This window comes from Paenibacillus terreus (genome assembly GCF_042138595.1).
GTDB classification, from domain to species: domain Bacteria; phylum Bacillota; class Bacilli; order Paenibacillales; family Paenibacillaceae; genus Paenibacillus; species Paenibacillus terreus.
In genome coordinates, this window is sequence record NZ_JBHIRX010000019.1 from 1 (window position 1) to 17,738 (window position 17,738).

The 17,738-nt window shown below is 49.4% G+C and carries 16 protein-coding genes and 1 riboswitch; of the genes, 4 read left to right on the top strand and 12 right to left on the bottom strand.

The window, feature by feature from the left end; genetic code table 11:
* Window positions 1-103 precede the first annotated feature (103 nt).
* The 4 genes from ACE5KN_RS25275 to ACE5KN_RS25290 form a co-directional block, all read right to left on the bottom strand.
* On the bottom strand, window positions 104-718 hold the full coding sequence (locus ACE5KN_RS25275) for a PH domain-containing protein (protein ID WP_375526246.1): 615 nt from the start codon (window positions 716-718) through the stop codon (window positions 104-106).
* 137 nt (window positions 719-855) lie between these two features.
* On the bottom strand, window positions 856-1,005 hold the full coding sequence (locus ACE5KN_RS25280; RefSeq protein ID WP_375526247.1) for a PQ-loop domain-containing transporter: 150 nt from the start codon (window positions 1,003-1,005) through the stop codon (window positions 856-858).
* Window positions 1,006-1,062: 57 nt separating this feature from the next.
* Window positions 1,063-1,932, bottom strand: a complete 870-nt coding sequence (locus ACE5KN_RS25285) for a YitT family protein (RefSeq protein WP_375526248.1) — start codon at window positions 1,930-1,932, stop codon at window positions 1,063-1,065.
* 163 nt (window positions 1,933-2,095) lie between these two features.
* Complete coding sequence (locus ACE5KN_RS25290) at window positions 2,096-3,622, bottom strand: sensor domain-containing diguanylate cyclase (RefSeq protein ID WP_375526249.1); 1,527 nt, start codon at window positions 3,620-3,622, stop codon at window positions 2,096-2,098.
* A 231-nt stretch (window positions 3,623-3,853) separates the two neighbouring features.
* Between ACE5KN_RS25290 and ACE5KN_RS25295 the strand changes: the two genes are divergently transcribed.
* From ACE5KN_RS25295 to ACE5KN_RS25310, 4 genes are read left to right on the top strand one after another with little or no spacing between them, the layout of a single operon-like run.
* The gene (locus ACE5KN_RS25295) at window positions 3,854-4,003 is read left to right on the top strand and encodes a hypothetical protein (RefSeq protein WP_375533179.1); all 150 of its coding nucleotides are present in this window, start codon (window positions 3,854-3,856) and stop codon (window positions 4,001-4,003) included.
* Window positions 4,004-4,035: 32 nt separating this feature from the next.
* Window positions 4,036-4,695 carry a L,D-transpeptidase family protein gene (locus ACE5KN_RS25300; RefSeq protein WP_375526251.1) on the top strand — a complete coding sequence of 220 codons (660 nt, stop codon included), beginning with the start codon at window positions 4,036-4,038 and terminating at the stop codon, window positions 4,693-4,695.
* 55 nt (window positions 4,696-4,750) lie between these two features.
* Complete coding sequence (locus ACE5KN_RS25305; RefSeq protein ID WP_375526252.1) at window positions 4,751-5,443, top strand: aspartate/glutamate racemase family protein; 693 nt, start codon at window positions 4,751-4,753, stop codon at window positions 5,441-5,443.
* A 4-nt stretch (window positions 5,444-5,447) separates the two neighbouring features.
* Complete coding sequence (locus ACE5KN_RS25310; protein ID WP_375526253.1) at window positions 5,448-6,401, top strand: helix-turn-helix transcriptional regulator; 954 nt, start codon at window positions 5,448-5,450, stop codon at window positions 6,399-6,401.
* Window positions 6,402-6,476: 75 nt separating this feature from the next.
* Here ACE5KN_RS25310 and ACE5KN_RS25315 read toward each other — a convergent pair whose 3' ends face one another.
* The 8 genes from ACE5KN_RS25315 to ACE5KN_RS25350 all read right to left on the bottom strand — a co-directional run bounded on the left by ACE5KN_RS25315 (window position 6,477) and on the right by ACE5KN_RS25350 (window position 17,730).
* The gene (locus ACE5KN_RS25315) at window positions 6,477-6,551 is read right to left on the bottom strand and encodes an LPXTG cell wall anchor domain-containing protein (RefSeq protein WP_375526353.1); all 75 of its coding nucleotides are present in this window, start codon (window positions 6,549-6,551) and stop codon (window positions 6,477-6,479) included.
* An 85-nt stretch (window positions 6,552-6,636) separates the two neighbouring features.
* Window positions 6,637-7,455, bottom strand: a complete 819-nt coding sequence (locus ACE5KN_RS25320; RefSeq protein ID WP_375526254.1) for an SDR family oxidoreductase — start codon at window positions 7,453-7,455, stop codon at window positions 6,637-6,639.
* Window positions 7,456-7,473: 18 nt separating this feature from the next.
* Window positions 7,474-8,709 (bottom strand): beta-ketoacyl-ACP synthase II, encoded by a 1,236-nt coding sequence (gene fabF / locus ACE5KN_RS25325; protein ID WP_375526255.1) that lies wholly within the window; start codon window positions 8,707-8,709, stop codon window positions 7,474-7,476.
* A complete protein-coding gene (locus ACE5KN_RS25330; protein WP_375526256.1) occupies window positions 8,710-9,456 on the bottom strand; it encodes an acetoacetate decarboxylase in 747 nt (248 codons plus the stop codon).
* 7 nt (window positions 9,457-9,463) lie between these two features.
* Complete coding sequence (locus ACE5KN_RS25335; RefSeq protein ID WP_375526257.1) at window positions 9,464-10,402, bottom strand: class I SAM-dependent methyltransferase; 939 nt, start codon at window positions 10,400-10,402, stop codon at window positions 9,464-9,466.
* Window positions 10,403-10,475: 73 nt separating this feature from the next.
* Window positions 10,476-11,492, bottom strand: a complete 1,017-nt coding sequence (locus ACE5KN_RS25340; RefSeq protein ID WP_375533180.1) for a thiamine pyrophosphate-dependent dehydrogenase E1 component subunit alpha — start codon at window positions 11,490-11,492, stop codon at window positions 10,476-10,478.
* A 137-nt stretch (window positions 11,493-11,629) separates the two neighbouring features.
* Window positions 11,630-11,724, bottom strand: a riboswitch (cyclic di-GMP riboswitch).
* Window positions 11,725-12,038: 314 nt separating this feature from the next.
* Window positions 12,039-12,854 carry an SDR family oxidoreductase gene (locus ACE5KN_RS25345; protein ID WP_375526259.1) on the bottom strand — a complete coding sequence of 272 codons (816 nt, stop codon included), beginning with the start codon at window positions 12,852-12,854 and terminating at the stop codon, window positions 12,039-12,041.
* Window positions 12,855-13,086: 232 nt separating this feature from the next.
* Window positions 13,087-17,730 carry an isopeptide-forming domain-containing fimbrial protein gene (locus ACE5KN_RS25350; protein WP_375526260.1) on the bottom strand — a complete coding sequence of 1,548 codons (4,644 nt, stop codon included), beginning with the start codon at window positions 17,728-17,730 and terminating at the stop codon, window positions 13,087-13,089.
* Window positions 17,731-17,738: the final 8 nt, after the last annotated feature.

Sequence of the window (17,738 nt, forward strand, 5' to 3'; positions counted from 1 at the left end):
CTGACGCCGGTAGAGTACCGACGCCAGTTTACCGCCTAGGGTCTTTTTTCAATGTCTACAAAATGGGGTCTTGACCACGCCGGGCTTGGTTCTTTTACAATAGTTATTGATTAATATAACGCTCAAATATTGCGCCAAAATCCTTCTGCTTGTATTGCTCGTGGGATTCTGTCATCCACTCGAAGGCTGACTGTCTGATGCCATTAAACTGTTCGACAAGATTGGCATCCAATTTGTTGGTTTGCCCCAACACGGAGGATGCGAGCTCCAGGCTTTGTTGTGCCTGCTGCAGCTTCAAATTATTCTCGTATGAGATTTCAGCGATTTTGAGCAAAGATTTATAAAGATCCTTAATTTCGCGAATATACTTTTTATGTACGTCAATGGAAAATGGCTGTTCGCCGATTTTGAATTTGATTTCCACGTCCAGGTCCACCGTTCCCGCCGTCTCCATGTACACCTCGCGGATTGGGTAATGCGCATACGGATAACGGGCCAGTACACGCTTCTTGCTGATCGCGCTTGTTCCATCCAGATGAATCAATGCCAGGTTGGTGAAGCAGTACTCGTCCGCCTTGGATTTGATGAGAAAATAAATTCGTTCATTGTCCTCGTGCATGACATAGTCATCCGCGTCCACCTTGTCATAGTCTTCCCGTCTGATGACCGAGCCGATATCGCTGAGTCCCAGCATATCCGCCGCCGCTTTTTTAAACATACCCTTCTCCCCCTCAAAATAACATGTATCGGTATGGATCAAATTACCACCCCATTATAACCCGTCAGTCTTTAGTCCTACAACGCAAAATTTCGACCAAAACAAGAAGACCGATGTCTCAATTCGACACCGGTCTCCTAGGCCCATTCAAGGGTCATTATTCCTTCCCGCACTGTATTCACATTCAAGCCTTTCACCGACCGGGTTCTTATCATCTGTACAATCTGGGGCAGCCAACCGAATGACAGAATTACACCGCCGATGAGCTGCAGCACGGCAAAAAACAAGAAGTGTTCCTCCCTTTTTTGCCCGCATATGCTGTAAGCGGCCTGGGGTTCCGGGAATTAATGTGCCTGCTTCTTCGTAAAGCTTCCACCGGACACGTCAGCCACATCCTCAACGGCGATAAAGGCTTTCGGATCGATATCACGTACGACGGTCTTCAGCGTGGATAATTCCACCCTACTCACGACACAGTAAATCACCTGAGTATCTTCTTTGGTGAAGCCGCCCCTGGCGTACAGGTAAGTGGTGCTTCGTCCCAGGCGGGCCATAATCGCTTCGGCCACCTCTTCATAATCGCTTGTAATAATGGTAACCGACTTGGATTCATCCAGACCTTCAACGACAATATCCATCACCTTCGAAGCGATATAGAAGGTGAAGATCGAATACATTGCCGCATCCCAGCCCAAAATGAAACCGGCAGCGATAAAAATGACCACATTGATGCCCAGAATGACCTGTCCCACGGATGCGTTCGTTCTCCGCGAAATCAGAATGGCCACAATTTCAGCACCGTCCGTCGTCCCTCCTGCCCGCAGCACCAGGCCGACGCCAATACCAAGCAGCAAAGCCCCGAAAAATACCGCCAAAAGGGGCTCCTTGGTAAAAGCCTCCACATGGTGCAGCAATGTAGTTGTAGTGGACAGCACGATGATCCCGTACAGCGCGGAAATGGCAAAGCCCTTGCCAACCTGCTTGAACCCAATCGCAAGAAACGGCAGGTTAATCACAAACAGAAATATCCCGAGAGGGAGGCTGGTCACATTCGTCAGCACCAATGAAATACCGGTAATACCGCCGTCAATGATTTGGTTCGGAACAAGAAACAGCTCCAGTGCCACGCCCGCCAGCACGGCACCTGCCGTAATATAGACGAATTTCAGCAATAAATCGACAGGTCTCATCTTTTTTTTGCGCGTTTTCCCCATGAATCCAATCCTCTCTATGTAGTGAATTACCTATAATTTTAATAGTTAGAAACTGTATAATCAAATGATTTCCTTTCAAAGCGGGGATCATGCAGACATTTTCCGACAGATTTACAGCAAAAAACGCAGCTCCTGTCACCAGAAGCTGCGTCGTACATACAGTTCATCTATATATTACAGTGCGGTTTCTGCCGCCTTCCTTTGCTTCATATAAAGCCTTGTCTGCGTACTCGAACAGCTGGTCAATTTCAGTCGAATGGTACGGAAAACCGGCGATTCCCAGCGAAATTGTAATAGGAATGCCAATGGGAGACTCCGACTTTGCCAGACCTTCCCGCAGCCGCTCAGCCATTGGGAAGCAATCCTCCGGCGAGCTCCCGGGGACCAGGATCACGAATTCCTCTCCTCCCCATCTGCTGCACAGATAGTCCGGCTGTACATAAGTCTGCATCGTCCTGGCGAAAAAGCGCAGCACCTCGTCCCCGGCCTGATGCCCGTAATTGTCGTTGATCACCTTGAATCTGTCGATATCGATCATGACGAGAGAGAAGGACTCCTGTTCTTCCATCCAATGCTCCAGAACAGGCCTCACGGATCTGCGATTCTGCAAGCCGGTCAGCGGGTCTATCATGGCAGTGTATGCCAATAGCTGATTCTGCCTCTGCATCTCATTTACCGAGGAGACAACCGCCCGGGTCAGGAGATCGGCTTCCCGGTTCCAATGCTTCTGGGGCGGAATTTCAAGCAGGGCTGTTCCGGAGGCAGCCTTATTCACCAAATTCGCCAGATTTACAAACGGAGCAGTAAGCCTGCGAGCCAAAAATACCGTGATCGCCATCACCAGCAGAAACGGTGTAATCATATAGAGCACCATTTTCGTGATCTGGCGTTTCTGCTGCTCTGCCACCATGCTGACCGGGGATTGGACAACAATCCCCCATTTATTTTCAGATACCGTCACATAACCGGCCAAGTAGGGATTGTTATAAGTATTGTCAACCAATCCCTGTCCGCTCTGTCCATGCTCCAGCTTCCGGACAACCTCATTCGTGCTGACATCTCTGCCTATTCGTGCCCTGTCGGGGTGGTACACAATTTTACCGCTTGGATCTACAACATAATAGTACGTTCCCGTTGTATCTATGCTGTTGTCGCCAAATATCTCGTGAATGACATTCTCTTCCTGCAAATAGATCGTCCCGCCGATAAATCCTATATATTGGCCCTTCTCATCGAAAACCGGCTCTGACATGAGAACAATCATACGGCCGGTTGAGCTCATATAAGGAGCGGACAGCTCCGGCTGCCGGGAAGTCAGCGCCTGCTTGACCGCCTGGGTGGTTGGCCGCTTTCCGATGACGTCCAGTGAAGATGGGGCAACACTCAATATGAAGCCCCGTTCATCCGCCCAAATAATAGAGTTGAAATAATTGCTGCTGACGTCCAGAAACTCCAGCTGGCTTTGGGCCTCCGCAATGTCCGATTTATCATGAATCTGGTCCGCGACGGCGGACAGACTAGCCCTCATAGTGGAGAACATTGTATCCATCGTGATGGCCATCCGCTCTGCAGACGAATAATTCATCGCCAGTGTTCTTTCATATAAAAGCTGCCGCTGGGATTGATACGAAGCCGTGACGGCAATGGCCATGATCAGAAGAAAGGAGAGAATGACGATACCGGGTAACAATTTCTTGAGTGATATTTTTCCTCGTGGTGTGTGAGCCAAGTATGCATCAACCTTTGATAGTTAAGTCTTGATCCTTCTTCTAGTATAATTCGAACTAATGTTCCTGAACAAGCATTTAAAGCCAGTTTCTCACCACATCTCGGCAAAAGGATAAACCTCGCTTCTCGTTGGCATTATAAAGGGCAGAGGTGATTGCGGGTGGAGCGGCTTCAGCATTGGCTGGATCGGATCATGCATAATTATGTACTTATTGTCGCTGCGGCGCTGATTTACTTTCTGATCAAAGTCGCCATCGGATATGCGGTATACAGGCAGTCTAACCGGAGGCTGGCCCGAATCGAGCAAAAAATAGACAAGCTGTATGATGACCAAAACCGTTGAGAAAGCAGATGAAAGGAGTACATTAATGCATCATGTTTTTGCAAAAGCTGTGGTTGACCATTCATTTATTGGCGGCGCTTGATCCGATACCGACTGCCGAGCCTTTCAATTCCCACGATAATATACATATTCGGATAGACCCTCTGCGCCATCAGCTGCTGTTATATTCCGACGACCAGCTTATCAAGAAATATCCCATTGCACTGGGCAAACCGAATACTCCCTCGCCTGTCGGAGAGTATACCGTGATCAATAAGTACAAAAACTGGGGCAAAGGCTTCGGTACAAGGTGGATCGGGTTGAGCGTTCCTTGGGGAATCTACGGTATTCATGGGACGAACCGGCCTGCCTCCATCGGGCACAACGCAAGCCACGGCTGCATCCGGATGCTTAACCGGAATGTGGAGGAGCTGTATGAATGGGTGAATGTCGGCACCAAGGTGAGCTTTGGAGGACATGTTCTCGGAAGAGCGCTGGAAAATCCGAGGCGGCTGGCCAAGGGCGACAGCGGCGGGGACGTGCAGCTCATTCAGTCCCGTCTGCGGAGCGCAGGATTTTACAACGGAGAGGTCAAAGGCAAATTCAACAGCTCCACCGAGGCCGCTCTCAAAGCCTATGAGCAGCAGAACGGACTTCCAGTGGACGGGGTTGCCGGCATCCAGGACTATCTTTCTCTGGGATTGATTGAATGACCTAGCCTTGATGATGATTTCATTGGTAGAATGAAATCATAAGGGGGCATTTTTCATGAAAACAATCGGATTAATCGGCGGTATGAGCTGGGAGTCCTCTGCTCTTTATTATCAAATCATCAACCAATGTGTAAAAGAAAAATTGGGCGGGCATCATTCTGCCAAAAGCTTGATGTATTCTGTCGATTTTCAGGAGATCAAAGAGCTGCAGCACCAGAACAGATGGGACGAGGCGGCTAATATCCTCATTCATGGGGCGAGAAGTCTGCAGGCAGGCGGAGCCGATTGCATCGTAATCTGTACCAATACAATGCATAAGCTGGCTGATGAGGTCAGCGAGGCCGTTGAGATTCCCCTTTTGCATATTGCGGAGCCTACGGCCCGTTTGATTGTTCAGGCAGGGATCAAGAAAGTGGCGCTGCTTGGCACCAGATTTACGATGGAGCAGGAATTTTATAAGGCCAAGCTGACAGAAGATTACGGTCTGCAGGTTCTTATTCCGAATGAGGCGGATCGCCAATCTGTACATGACATTATCTATAATGAGCTTTGCCTTGGGCAAGTCCGGGCGGAGTCCAAACAAGTGTATCTTGATATTATCGGCCGTCTTGTTCAGGAAGGAGCGGAAGCGGTTATTCTGGGCTGCACTGAAATTACTCTTTTAATTCAGCAGGCGGACTGCCCTATCCCGGTTTACGACACGACGCGTATTCATGCTGAAGCAGCCGTCGAGTTTGCTGTGGGTTAAGAACATGTCCAAATCGAAGCGGCTGATGGAATTAATGATGACGGTGAATCGAAAAAGAAAGTTTACCGTCAAGGAATTGGCTAACGAATTCGGGGTATCGGCGAGGACGATTCTGCGGGACCTGCAGGAGCTGAGCGAGCTGGGAGTTCCTTTATATTCGGAAGTGGGGCCTCACGGAGGCTATCAGGTGCTGAGGGAAAGAGTTCTGCCTCCCATCGCGTTTACAGAGCATGAGGCTGCCGCCATTTTTTTCGCTATCCATGCCCTTCGGCACTACGTGTCCCTCCCCTTTGAAACGGAATCCGCTTCTGTGCTGAGCAAGTTCTACAATTATATGTCCGGTGACATCAGGGACCGGATTGATCAAATGAAGAACCGGGTTGATTTCGTAACTCCGGCAAGACAGGCTGACTCACCCTTTTTGACGGTCCTGCTGGACGCCGCCATTGAGCAAAAGATCGTGCTTATAAATTATGAAGCAAAGGAAGGAAAGACCTGCCGAAAAATACAGCCCATCGGCATCTACGCCAACAATGGCTTATGGTATTGTCCTGCTTACTGCTTTCTGCGCAAAGATTTGCGTGTGTTCCGCTGCGACAAAGTCCAGTCCGCCGAGTACGATGATTCCGGCACGCAACCTGTGGATCTTCGGCATATTCACCTGGGCAACAGAGCGGTATTCGCACACTTGGCGGAAGAACGTGTAAGTATTTATGTGGAGCTAAGCAAAGAAGGAGTGCAGCGTGCTGAGACGGAAATGTGGTTGGCTTCCCTACTGCGTCTACGGGAGGACGGTGGGGGGTGGCTGGAGGGTGAGGTTCCGAAATCGGATATTCCTTATCTGGCCCGGTTATTTATTGGTTGGGGAAATGAAGCGACAGTAAAAGGTCCTCCGGAGCTTATCAAGTGCATGAAGCAGATGCTTGCTGAATTGCTGGCCAAATATGAAGCATTATAATAGCGCCAGCGGTGAACAAAAGGCTGCCCCTCAAGCAACATTACTTGAGGAACAGCCTTTTTTTAGACTTTACTCTTATGCTTTCTTTCTTCTTAGCAAATACAGTCCTGCCAGCAGAATAATGCCACCCGCGAGCAGATAGCCGTACACATGCTTGAGGGGCAGCCGTGCTGACCCTGTTGATCAGCTTCGCCTGAACCATAGATTTATGATGCAGCTCTTATTTGGGCTGATGTCAGGAAAACTGTTGGGCCATGTGCTGGACAAAAGCTTCTTCGCCGATCTCTTTCCTGAGATCCAAAAATGCTTTCGCATCTTCACCGACAACATATCTAAACTGGTTAGTTCCGTCTGTTGCCGCCTGGTAGATGGCCTCCGCAATCACTTCCGGTGAGGATATGTTATCAGCGCCAATTGCCGATTCCTGTAGTGCCTGCTGAGCTATTTCGGAGAATTTTTGATAATCTGTCAAAGACTCATCGGTTATGAGCTCGATAGATCTTCCGAAAAATTCCGTCTTGACCACACCGGGCTCAATCAATTTTAAGCGGATGTTTTGTGAAGCAAGTTCAAAGGATACGGCCTCCGTGAAGCCTTCGATTGCAAACTTCGTTGAGTGGTACAGGGATAATAAAGGAAACCCTATTCTTCCGCCCATCGAAGATATATTGAGGATTAATCCATTGTTCTTGGCTCTAAAATGAGGAAGAATAGCCTTGATCGCCGCCATCAGGCCAAAAACATTGACCTCAAACTGCTTTCGAATTTGCTCGTTTGAAGCCGCCTCGAAGATGCCCATAGCGCCATAACCGGCGTTATTTAAGAGGACATCGATGGTCCCAAACCGCTCTATTCCTGTTTTGATGGCTTCTTGAATGGTTTCTTCCTGCTGAACGTCGAGTCTGGTTACCAGGACATGATCAAGCAGTGTCAGTTCGGTTTCTTTTTCCGGTGAACGCATGGTAGCAATTACATTCCATCCCTGTTCAGCAAAATGCTTGGCCGCTGCTCTTCCAATTCCAGACGATGAACCCGTAATCATGATCGTTTTCATTCTTCATCCTCCTACAAATCATTGGTATTTTTTAAGAACGATAACAGCACAATGCCCGCCAAAACCAAATGAATTCGATATGCCAATATTCAGGTTTTTATTGTTTTCTTGCTTTGTAACCACGTTCAGCTTTATTTCCGGATCAAGATGATCAACGTTTATGGTAGGGGGAATGATGCCTTCTTCCAGGGTTTTCAATAGAGCGATGGCTTGCATTGCACCTGCGGCCCCCTGTGAATGACCTATAGTCGACTTATTTGCAACTACAGGTATTTTTGCAGTTCGCTCTTGAAACAAACGTTGTATAGCTATGGACTCGGAAATATCCCCTACTTTCGTACTCGTCGCATGGGCACTGATGATGTCAACCTCGTCGGTTGTTATACCCGCATCTGACAATGCGTTTTTCATCGCTAAAGATCCGCCCTTTCCTTCCGGATGGCTTGCCACGATATTATACGCATCAGAATTTGATCCATAACCAATGATTTCTCCAAGAATAGGGGCGCCTCTCTTTAATGCATGCTCCAAAGATTCCAGAATCAATATTCCTCCGCCTTCACTGATGACAAAACCGTCACGATCCTCAGCAAAAGGACGGCTGGCCAAAGCTGGTGTATCATTCCTGGTGGAGAGGGCTTTGGCGTTATTAAAGCTGGCAAGTATAAGTTGATTTATAAGAGCTTCACTGCCCCCTGCAAACATGACATCCGCATCATTTCTTTGGATGACCTTATAGGCAGCGCCTATCGCCATGGTTGCAGATGCACATGCGGTTACGAAGGCTAAGGAAGGGCCTAATGCGCCAAAACGAATGGAAATTTGTGATGCTGCCATATTGGATAACATCTTGGCCACCAAGTTGGGACTTACCCTTTTCGATCCACGCTTGTAAAGAAGATCAACATTTTCCAGTATGGTATCCATACCCCCTACAGCTGTCCCCACATATGCCCCTAAACGCTCATGATTGACTTTTTCTAATTGCAATTGGGATTGGGCATAGGCTTGTTCTGCGGCAGCTAACGCAAATTGGGTAAAGCGGTCCAGCGATCTGGCTTCTTTACGTCCCCAAAGCGCTTCGGCATCGAAATCTTTCACTTCACCAGCAATTCTGCTATCCAAATCTGATGCATCAAAAGATTCTATTGTTGAAATGCCCGATTTACCTTCAACTAAATTCCCCCAGAAACTTTCTACACTGTTACCTATCGGTGATACAATTCCCATCCCCGTAATGACGACTCTATTCATTTAATCACTACTTTCCGCCAAATAGTCATAAACAATCTCCGGCATGGATAACGCCAAATCCGTAACAATATGTGATGCGGATACAACCTCAAGCACAGGAAGATCTGCCATCGGGGCCAGCGCATGGGCAAACAATTGCAGCCTGGCCGGAGCCGTCCAGGCACCATGAATGGTCAGATCTTTGATCTGAGCACGCACCAATCGGCATACCTTCGGATTTCCATCATAGTTCGGCACAATTTTGAGCATAAACGTTGGCTGCATAATCTCTTGACGAGCCTTCTCCGGATCAAGAGGTTGGTGTTTATATCCCATTGTTGCCGTGGCCACACGTAAAGACCCGTAGTCTAACGTACCGACTAATGTATCCGAATCAATGTACAGTCTTGGAGAGCCCAGCTTTTTCGGGTATGCACTGATCTCCCGCCCGGAAGCGATCGCAGGATGATTATCCACGTACATGGCATGAAGATATTCGCCCTTCTCACCATTAAAGCTCACCGGTATCACCTGACCCGATTCTGTATAAGCCCCCAAACCGGTCACATCCGGCATATACATGATCTCAAATTTGACCAAAGGCTCGTCAATTTCAAGCGGCTCAGGGACCACACGTCTCAGAGCTTCCAGATCGGTACGATATAAAATGTTCAGATACTCCCGATTGCGAAAATAATAAGGCCCAACGGGAAAAGCAGGAGCCCCCAATGGAGTCGACATTTGCTTAAGCACATCACTTTTCTTCATCTTGTCATCACCTTTCCGCTTTTTTGATTTCCATAAAAATAATTGTCTGGTAATCTTCCACAAAAATATCAACATGTTCGATATCTTCTTTGGGAAGTTCCTCCAATAATTCTTGCATTTGATCCTCATTACGATAAATGAGCCACCAATCCATCACAGCTTCCATATAAGCGATCGTGGGAGAGCCCGGATGATAGTTAATGATTAACAAGCGGCCGCCTGGATTGAGCATCTGGAATAATTTATTCGTTAATCTTTTAGCAATTTTGTCTGAAAGATAATCATATACACCGAGGGAATATATAAAATCAAATGTGGGAAGAGGAACTTTGTTTCTGATGATGTCAACAACTGAGGCTTGGATCGTTTCTCCAAAGTCATTTATGGCTTCCGCAGCAACCGAAAGAGCCTCCTGATCCTGATCAATGGCGACAAATTTTCCAATCGTTTTGTTTTTTACCGCAGCACAATCTGATGTTTCTCTTAAATGACCACAAGCGACGGAGAGAATATAAGGATTCGCAACACGTTCTGATGTTTGATCAATCTTGCCGGAAAGAATACGTCTTCTTTCACGGTTAGCATTAATTGCATGAGCCATACGGTTTAAGTCATAATATAGAAAATCAGCAATCTCTGATTGTTCATTCTCGTAGGGTGACGATTCCAATTTTTCATAGTCATACTGCAAGTCCAGCATTATAGGATCACCTGCATAACCACGCGGTCTTTCAAATGCTCGACGGGATAGTGGTTCTTGCAAGAAAAAATGGCTTATGGAGTGCTGACGATATCGGGGGATAAACTGGGTCCAATCTTCTGTTGAGTACTGTCGACGTATGTTTCCTAATCCATCGTAAAGAGTACTTAATGCTTCAGAGTATTGGCCTTGATTAATCTTCATTTCAACATCTTCAAAAAACTCTTTTTCAATCGTCTGATCCATTAGTTTCCCTCCCTGGAAGACTTTTAACGATTGCGGCATTCCATTCAATTCGGCAGTAGAGCTTTATTTTCTCCTAATTTGAATAAACGTGTTTAAAGATATCCTCGGGGACTGGGTCCGGGGCAAGTTCCGCGTATTCCGCAGCCTCGTCGATTTCCCTGACGATTCGTTCATGAATTTCCTTCTCCGCATGTTCCTCCAATATCCCGGATTCCTTGAGATAACGGCTAAAGGATTCAAGAGAATCGTGCTTCTTTGCTTCCTCTATTTCCTTGCGGGGACGATATCCTTGATCATCGTCATCGCTTGAATAAGGAGCCTGGCGGCAGAGGTCGGCCTCGATCAGCGTAGGGCCCTCTCCTCTATTTGCTCTGTCGACTGCCTCTTTCGTGACCTTGTATACTTCCAGGGGATCGCTGCTGTTCACACGAATGCCAGGAAAGCCGTACCCTTTTGCCCGATCCACAACACTATCAGGTGCCGCCTGCTTCGAGGAGAGGACCGAAAGACCATGCTGGTTATGTTCGCAGAAAAAAATGACCGGAAGCTTGTGTCCTCCTGCAAAGTTCGCTGCTTCGTGAAACTCCCCCCGATGGCTGCCTCCATTTCCAAAAGCGGCTAACACTACAGGATGATCTCCCCGAATTTTGCCGGCCAAGGCGATTCCTACGGCATGCGGGACATGAGTAGCGGTGAGGCCGGAAGTCGAAAGAATACGATTTTTTTTACTGCCATAATGCCCGGGCATTTGCCGCCCGCTGCTGTTCGCAGCTTCGGCCTTGGCAAAAGCGGCAAGCATCAGTTCCTTTGCCGTCATGCCGAAAACGATGGCCATGCCCATATCCCGATCATACGGGCAGAGAAAATCTTTCGTTATATCCAGCGCATGCGCCGCCCCTACCTGTGCGGCTTCATGACCCAGACAAGGGTTGTGGAAAGGGATTTTCCCAGCCCGATGAAGCAACCCCAGCCGTTCGTCGACTTTCCGTGCCAGAGCCATATCCCGGTACATGATCAGAACCTGCTGATTCGACAAACCGAGCTGTTGATGCCTGTTCCCCGCCTTGAAATGCTCGTCTTCGGCTAACATCATGATCCCCTCCCCAACACTATTTTCAGAAGAAAATGGGTCTCATCCCGTTTTCGTCATTTTGCACAACACAAAAAACCTCCCATCTGACCATCATGAAATTTTCTAGAAGTGAATAGACGGAGGTTTCCGACGTATTCGGTAACTGGCTGACATAGAGGATTGTGGTACTTCCGCCTTAGTCCCTATAGCTTTGCGTCACCGCCTTTCAACGGGTTTGCCATTATCGTACAAAGTATAAAGTTGTAATATATTGTATATTATTGCATGATTCTTACTTTATGTGGAACAGGACCTTGCTACCATATTTTTCAACATTCGACAATGTACGAATTCCTGTGCGTTTTTCTGCGTTATGTAGAGACATATGCGTAAATAACGAATTCCATGGTACATTTGATTGGTTTATATTAGAATTTTTTGGGATTTTTTGCACGTTTATCTATGGTTTTTGGAATATGGTAGGAATTTTTCCTGCTCCAGAAACAGCAAGAAAGGCCTCTGACGGACCAGAGACCTTGTGACGTATCTGTGATTTGATTGATATCAAGAAAACTGCTGCGTGATATGTTGCACAAAAGCATCTTCGCCGATCTCTTTCCTGAGCTCCAATAACGCTTTCGCATCTTCTCCAACTACATATCTCAACTGCTTTGTACCGTCCGTCGCCGCCTGATAGATGATCTCCGCCACCAATTCCGGAGTGCATGCGCTGTCCGTCTTAATAATTGCCTCCACCAAGGGCTGAACCGATTCGGAGTATGCCCGATAGTCTGGCAAAGACTCAATGGACAATAAATCGAGAGATCTGCCAAAAAAGTCCGTTTTGACCACACCAGGCTCAATTAGTTTTAACCGGATATTTTGAGAAGCAAGCTCAAACGATAAAGTTTCCGTGAAGCCTTCAATCGCAAATTTAGTTGCATGATAAAGCGAAAATGAAGGCAGCCCCACTCTTCCAGACATCGAAGATAGATTGATGATTACTCCATTGTGATTAGCTCTAAAATGAGGAAGAATGGCCTTGGTCACCGCCATAAGGCCAAAGACATTGACCTCAAACTGCTTTCGGATTTGCTCGTCTGAAGCCGCCTCGAAGATCCCCAAGACTCCGTAACCTGCATTATTTAACAGGACATCGATTGTGCCAAAACGCTCCAGCCCTAACCTCACGGCTTCTTGAATCGTTTCCTGCTGCTCGACGTCGAGCCTCGTTACCAAAACATTTTCCAGAGGCGACAGTTCGGTTTCCCTTTCAGGTGAACGCATGGTAGCAATCACATTCCATCCCTGTTCAGCAAAATACCTGGCTGCAGCTTTTCCAATTCCAGACGATGAACCCGTAATCATAATTGTTTTCATGTTTTGCCCTCCTGCAAATCATTGGTGTGTTTTTTGGGAACGCTCGCAAAACAATGTCATCGAAAACCAAATCAACGGGCTTGCTATGAATCGTACAAAGTATAATGCTGCCATAATGATATTGGATGAGATCCCGTTTTTGAATAGGACATGACTACCAAGTTTTGGGTTGAGGAGAAACTGTCCCCTAAGCCATTCAAACTTGGGGACAGTCTGTTTTTCATCTTTCCGGTTAGGCTTTCTTTCTTCTGAGCAGGAACAGACCTGCAAGCAGAATGAGGCATCCGGCCAGCATATAACCGTACATATTCGTTGCGGTTGCCGGCAGCTTGCTGCCAGTGCCATCCCCGTTGCCGGAAGAACCTCCGCTCTCCGATTCACCCGATGTGCCGGATTGTCCTGTACCTCCAGCCCCACCCGATCCGCCGGATTGGCCGGAATCTATGGAACCGGAATCAGAATCGCCCCAGCCCGGGTTGTTCGGGTTGCCAGTGGAAGCGCCGTCGTTCGGTTCTCCTCCCGGTATGCCGGGATTGCTGCCGCTTCCGCCGCCAATGATGATGTCTTCAGATGGCGTATCCGAATCATCCAGATTATCCCCGCTTACTTCACCTACGTTGCGGATCGTTTGGCCGGGTTGTCCTGCGGCTAGTTTGACCTGGAATACAATCGTATGCCAATCCGTATCCGTAACGTCGCCGAACTGTCCGCTCACCATGCCATTGGCATAAGAGCCTTTGTCATTGTCCAGCGCATCGGTGACAGTCACGCCGTCCACCTTCAGCGAGCCTGGTACATACTCCAGTTCGTCACGCAGGGCATCCGAGATTTCCAGATTGGTCACGACACTGTCCTCGACGGTGTTGCGTGTGCGGATCGTATACTCAATCACATCGCCAACTTCGACGCTGCCTCCGTTCAGGTCTTTCGCCGATTTCTCGGACTCAAGCACCGGGGAAGCCGGTTCAACAGCATCATCATCTTGCGAACCTCCACCGCCGCCACCGCCTGAACCTCCGTTGCCCGGATTTTCAGTTGCAGGTGGGTTTACTGGTGGATTTACAGGAGGCACGATCGGTGGTACTGGTGGATCTACCGGTGGATCAACTGGCGGCTGCACAGGTGGCTCTACCGGCGGAATGACTACAGGCGCTTCTTCCTCAACGACAATTTTCTCCGTCGGCTCGCCTGGTTGCCCAATGTTGTCGCCGGTTACCAGCGCTGTATTTTGAATCACCTGGCCGTCGTAACCCATCTGGATGATGGCTTTAAACTCCAGCGTATGCCAGTTCATATCATCGACATTGCCGAATGAACCATACACTTCGCCGGAGACCGAATGACCAGCATCACTATCTTGCGTGTCCGTCACGGACATACCATCCACCTTCAGGCTGTCCGGTACGTACTCCAGTCCTTCCGGCAGCGTATCGGTAATCGTCAGATTTTCCAGATAGGTATCGTTCACCACTGCTCTTGTACGAATCGTATAAGCCACCGTGTCCCCGACTTCATACGTGGCCTTGCTTGCATCCACGTTCGTTACAGATTTCTCCGATTCAATCTGCGGGTTCCGCGGATAGACTTGTACTTCTTCTCTTGGTCTGCCCGGCGTCCCCACATTATCGCCACTCACCCGGGCGATATTGATCACATCTTTGCCTGCTTGTCCCGGCCGGACCACGGCTTTAAACTGAACGGTGTGCCAATTCGTATCCGAGATGCTGCCAAACTGGCCGACCACCTTGCCGCCGGCATAATAGCCCCTGTCGTCCCCTTCGCTGTCGCTGACGGACACGCCGTCCACACTCAGACTGCCCGGCACATATTCCAGTTCTGCCGGAACCTCGTCCGTAATCGTGAGGTTGCTCACCACACTATCCGCAATCGTGTTGCGGGTCTGAATCGTGTACAGCAGCGTATCTCCGACTTCAGCGTGCTGCGTATCCGTGTTGCCGGGTGCTTTAGCCTGAATCTCGGATGTTTTATCGGACTCCAGGACTGCAAAGCGCGGGTAAATTTCAACCGTCGTGTCCGGTCGATCCGGAGTCTCGACGTTATCCCCATCAACTGCGGCTATATTCGGAATATCCTTGCCCGCCTGGCCAGGCAATACCTTCACCTGGAATGTAACGGTGTGCAAGAGAGTATCCGTCACATCACCAAATTGGCCGACAATTTGGCCGCCGGCATAATGACCGCTGTCGTCTCCCGCGCTATCGCTGACGGAAATTCCATCTACGGTCAAACTGCCTGGCACATACTCCAGGCCTGCCGGAATCGTATCCGATATGGTGAGATTTCGCACCACGCCGTCTTCAATCGTGTTGCGGGTCTGGATCGTGTACAACAGCGTATCTCCCACTTCGGCGTGCTGCGCGTCCGTGTTGCCGGACGCTTTCTCCAGAAGGCTTGCCGTTTTGTTGGACTCCAATGCAACTCCACGCGGATAAATTTCGACAGTAGTGCCCGGTTGATCCGGAGTAGTGACATTGTCCCCGTCAACTGTCGCCGTATTCGGAATATCCTTGCCCGCTTGACCGGACAGCACCTTCACCCGGAAGGTAACGGTATGCCAGGCGGTATCCGTCACATCGCCAAATTGGCCGACAATTTTGCTGCCGTCATAATGACCGCTGTCGTCCCCTTCGCTATCGCTCACGGAAGCCCCATCCACGGTCAAACTGCCCGGCACATATTCCAGACCCGCGGGAATCACGTCGGAAATCGTGAGATTTTGCACCATACTGTCTTCAACCGTATTGCGGGTCTGAATCGTGTACTGCAGCGTATCTCCCGCTTCAGCATGTGCCGCGTCGGTGTTGCCGGGCGCTTTTTCTTGAAGCTCTGCCTTTTTATTGGATTCCAGAACGGCCACACGCGGATAAATTCCAACGGTCGTGCCCGGCTTATCCGGAGTATTGACATTGTCTCCGCTGACTGTCGCCGTATTCGGAATATCCTTGCCCGCTTGACCAGGCAGCACCTTCACCAGGAAGGTAACGCTGTGCCAGGCGGTATCCGTCACATCACCAAACTGGCCCGCGATCTGACCGCCAGCATAGTGACCGTTGTCATCCCCCTCACTATCCGTAACGGAAGTTCCATCTACACTCAGACTGCCCGGGATATACTCCAGTCCTGCGGGAATGGTATCCGAGATCGCAAGATTGGTCACCATGCTGTTATCGATGGTGTTCCGCGTCTGAATCGTGTACTGCAGCGTATCTCCTACTTCGGGATGTGCAGCGTCCGTGTTGCCAGGCGCTTTTTCCTGAATGACCGCCGTTTTGCTGGACACCAGATCGGCTGGGCGCGGATACACCTTGACGATGGTGCCCGGCTTGTCCGGAACCTCGACGTTATCTCCGCCGACTGCCGCCGTATTCAGAATGTCGTTACCCGCTTGGCCAGGCAGCACCTTCACCAGAAAAGTAACGCTGTGCCAGGCTGTGTCCGTCACATTGCCAAACAGGCCCTCGACCTGGCCCCCGGCATAATAACCGACATCGTCTCCTTCAGCATCTGTAACAGACGATCCATCCACACTCAGACTGCCAGGCACATATTCCAGCCCCGCCGGAATCGTATCCGAGATGGTAAGATTGCTAACCGCGCTGTTAACGACCGTGTTGCGGGTCTGAATCGTGTACTGCAGCGTATCTCCCACTTCGGGATGCGCAGCGTCCGTGTTGCCAGGAGCTTTTCCCTGAATAACTGCCGTTTTGCTGGATTCAAGCTCAGGGAAAAGTACCGGTGACACCGTTACATTGCTGTCCGTCTGTTCAGTCTGACCCGATAATAAATTGCCGTAGTGGATTTGAGCCTTATTGTGAATTTGCTTTACTGCATAATCCGAGAGCACTTTCACTTTGAATTGTACAGTAACGCCGTTAGGCAACTGGCTCGCATTGGGCAGGTCACCCAACCGGACGCTGATCTGGCTGCCGTTGAAATCACCCGCATCCGTATCCGCTGCATCCGTCAGTTTGGTGGTGGTTGAACCATTGATCAAGGCTATCGACCCGGGAACATATTCCGTGCCTACCGGAATGGCGTCGGTGAAGCTCGCATCCGCCGCAATGTCTCCGCCTTGATTTTTGACATTGACAGCATACGTTAATTCCGTACCTGCTGTTACATCTCCCGAGGGAGCAACCGTCTTATCTGCGGTTACACATGGCGCTGTCCCCAGGAAGATATCATCGAGAAAGTTTCCGTTCCCTATACTGCCGCTGGCCGTGCTAACCGCCTCAAAACCAAAACGTGTTACAGTTTGGCCTGCCGGAACGGTGTAGCTTCCCGTATAAGTCCCCCATGCATTTTTGCCATCCGACATTTGCCGCTGTACCACAGTATCATAAGGATTAGCCGTTGCCTTTCCAATGCGAAGCTGCATGGTGTCAACCCCGGAGCGCCCCATGTGGGACAAACGCCAGTAGATGGTTTGTCCGGGGACGGTCGCCACATCCTGGTACAGCATGCCGTTCTCAAAAGCATTTAATTCTGCCCATCGGTTGCCATCAGGCGGAGCAGGCCAGGTGTTGGCTCCTGGAGGCATATTCTGCGCCCAGTTCCAGACCTCAATGGTTTTTACTCCATTGTTGGCATCGTCCGTAGTCTTCCATGGTGTCATTTCGGACTCTTTGAAATAGATCCCCGAGGCATTATACGCGGTCCCTCTTGCCGCTCCTTCTTCAAAGCTGCCGTTACGCAACGCTACCGGAGCCGAACAGGGACTGCCCGCCGCCTCGGTTGAAGGGATGAATGCCGATGGCGTAACAGGCAATCCACTAAAGACGAGTAAAAACACGGAAAACGTAATAAAAAGACGCTTAAACAGGCTTGCTCGCCTAATGGAGCGGTTATTCTCCAACTCTCTTC

Excerpts from the sequence above, each read along its gene's own strand:
- ACE5KN_RS25275 (WP_375526246.1), bottom strand. The coding sequence starts at position 718 with ATGTTTAAAAAAGCGGCGGCGGATATGCTGGGACTCAGCGATATCGGC.
- ACE5KN_RS25285 (WP_375526248.1), bottom strand. The coding sequence starts at position 1,932 with ATGGGGAAAACGCGCAAAAAAAAGATGAGACCTGTCGATTTATTGCTG.
- ACE5KN_RS25295 (WP_375533179.1), top strand. The coding sequence starts at position 3,854 with ATGCATAATTATGTACTTATTGTCGCTGCGGCGCTGATTTACTTTCTG.
- ACE5KN_RS25300 (WP_375526251.1), top strand. The coding sequence starts at position 4,036 with ATGTTTTTGCAAAAGCTGTGGTTGACCATTCATTTATTGGCGGCGCTT.
- ACE5KN_RS25305 (WP_375526252.1), top strand. The coding sequence starts at position 4,751 with ATGAAAACAATCGGATTAATCGGCGGTATGAGCTGGGAGTCCTCTGCT.
- ACE5KN_RS25310 (WP_375526253.1), top strand. The coding sequence starts at position 5,448 with ATGTCCAAATCGAAGCGGCTGATGGAATTAATGATGACGGTGAATCGA.
- ACE5KN_RS25320 (WP_375526254.1), bottom strand. The coding sequence starts at position 7,455 with ATGAAAACGATCATGATTACGGGTTCATCGTCTGGAATTGGAAGAGCA.
- fabF (WP_375526255.1), bottom strand. The coding sequence starts at position 8,709 with ATGAATAGAGTCGTCATTACGGGGATGGGAATTGTATCACCGATAGGT.
- ACE5KN_RS25330 (WP_375526256.1), bottom strand. The coding sequence starts at position 9,456 with ATGAAGAAAAGTGATGTGCTTAAGCAAATGTCGACTCCATTGGGGGCT.
- ACE5KN_RS25335 (WP_375526257.1), bottom strand. The coding sequence starts at position 10,402 with ATGGATCAGACGATTGAAAAAGAGTTTTTTGAAGATGTTGAAATGAAG.
- ACE5KN_RS25340 (WP_375533180.1), bottom strand. The coding sequence starts at position 11,492 with ATGTTAGCCGAAGACGAGCATTTCAAGGCGGGGAACAGGCATCAACAG.
- ACE5KN_RS25345 (WP_375526259.1), bottom strand. The coding sequence starts at position 12,854 with ATGAAAACAATTATGATTACGGGTTCATCGTCTGGAATTGGAAAAGCT.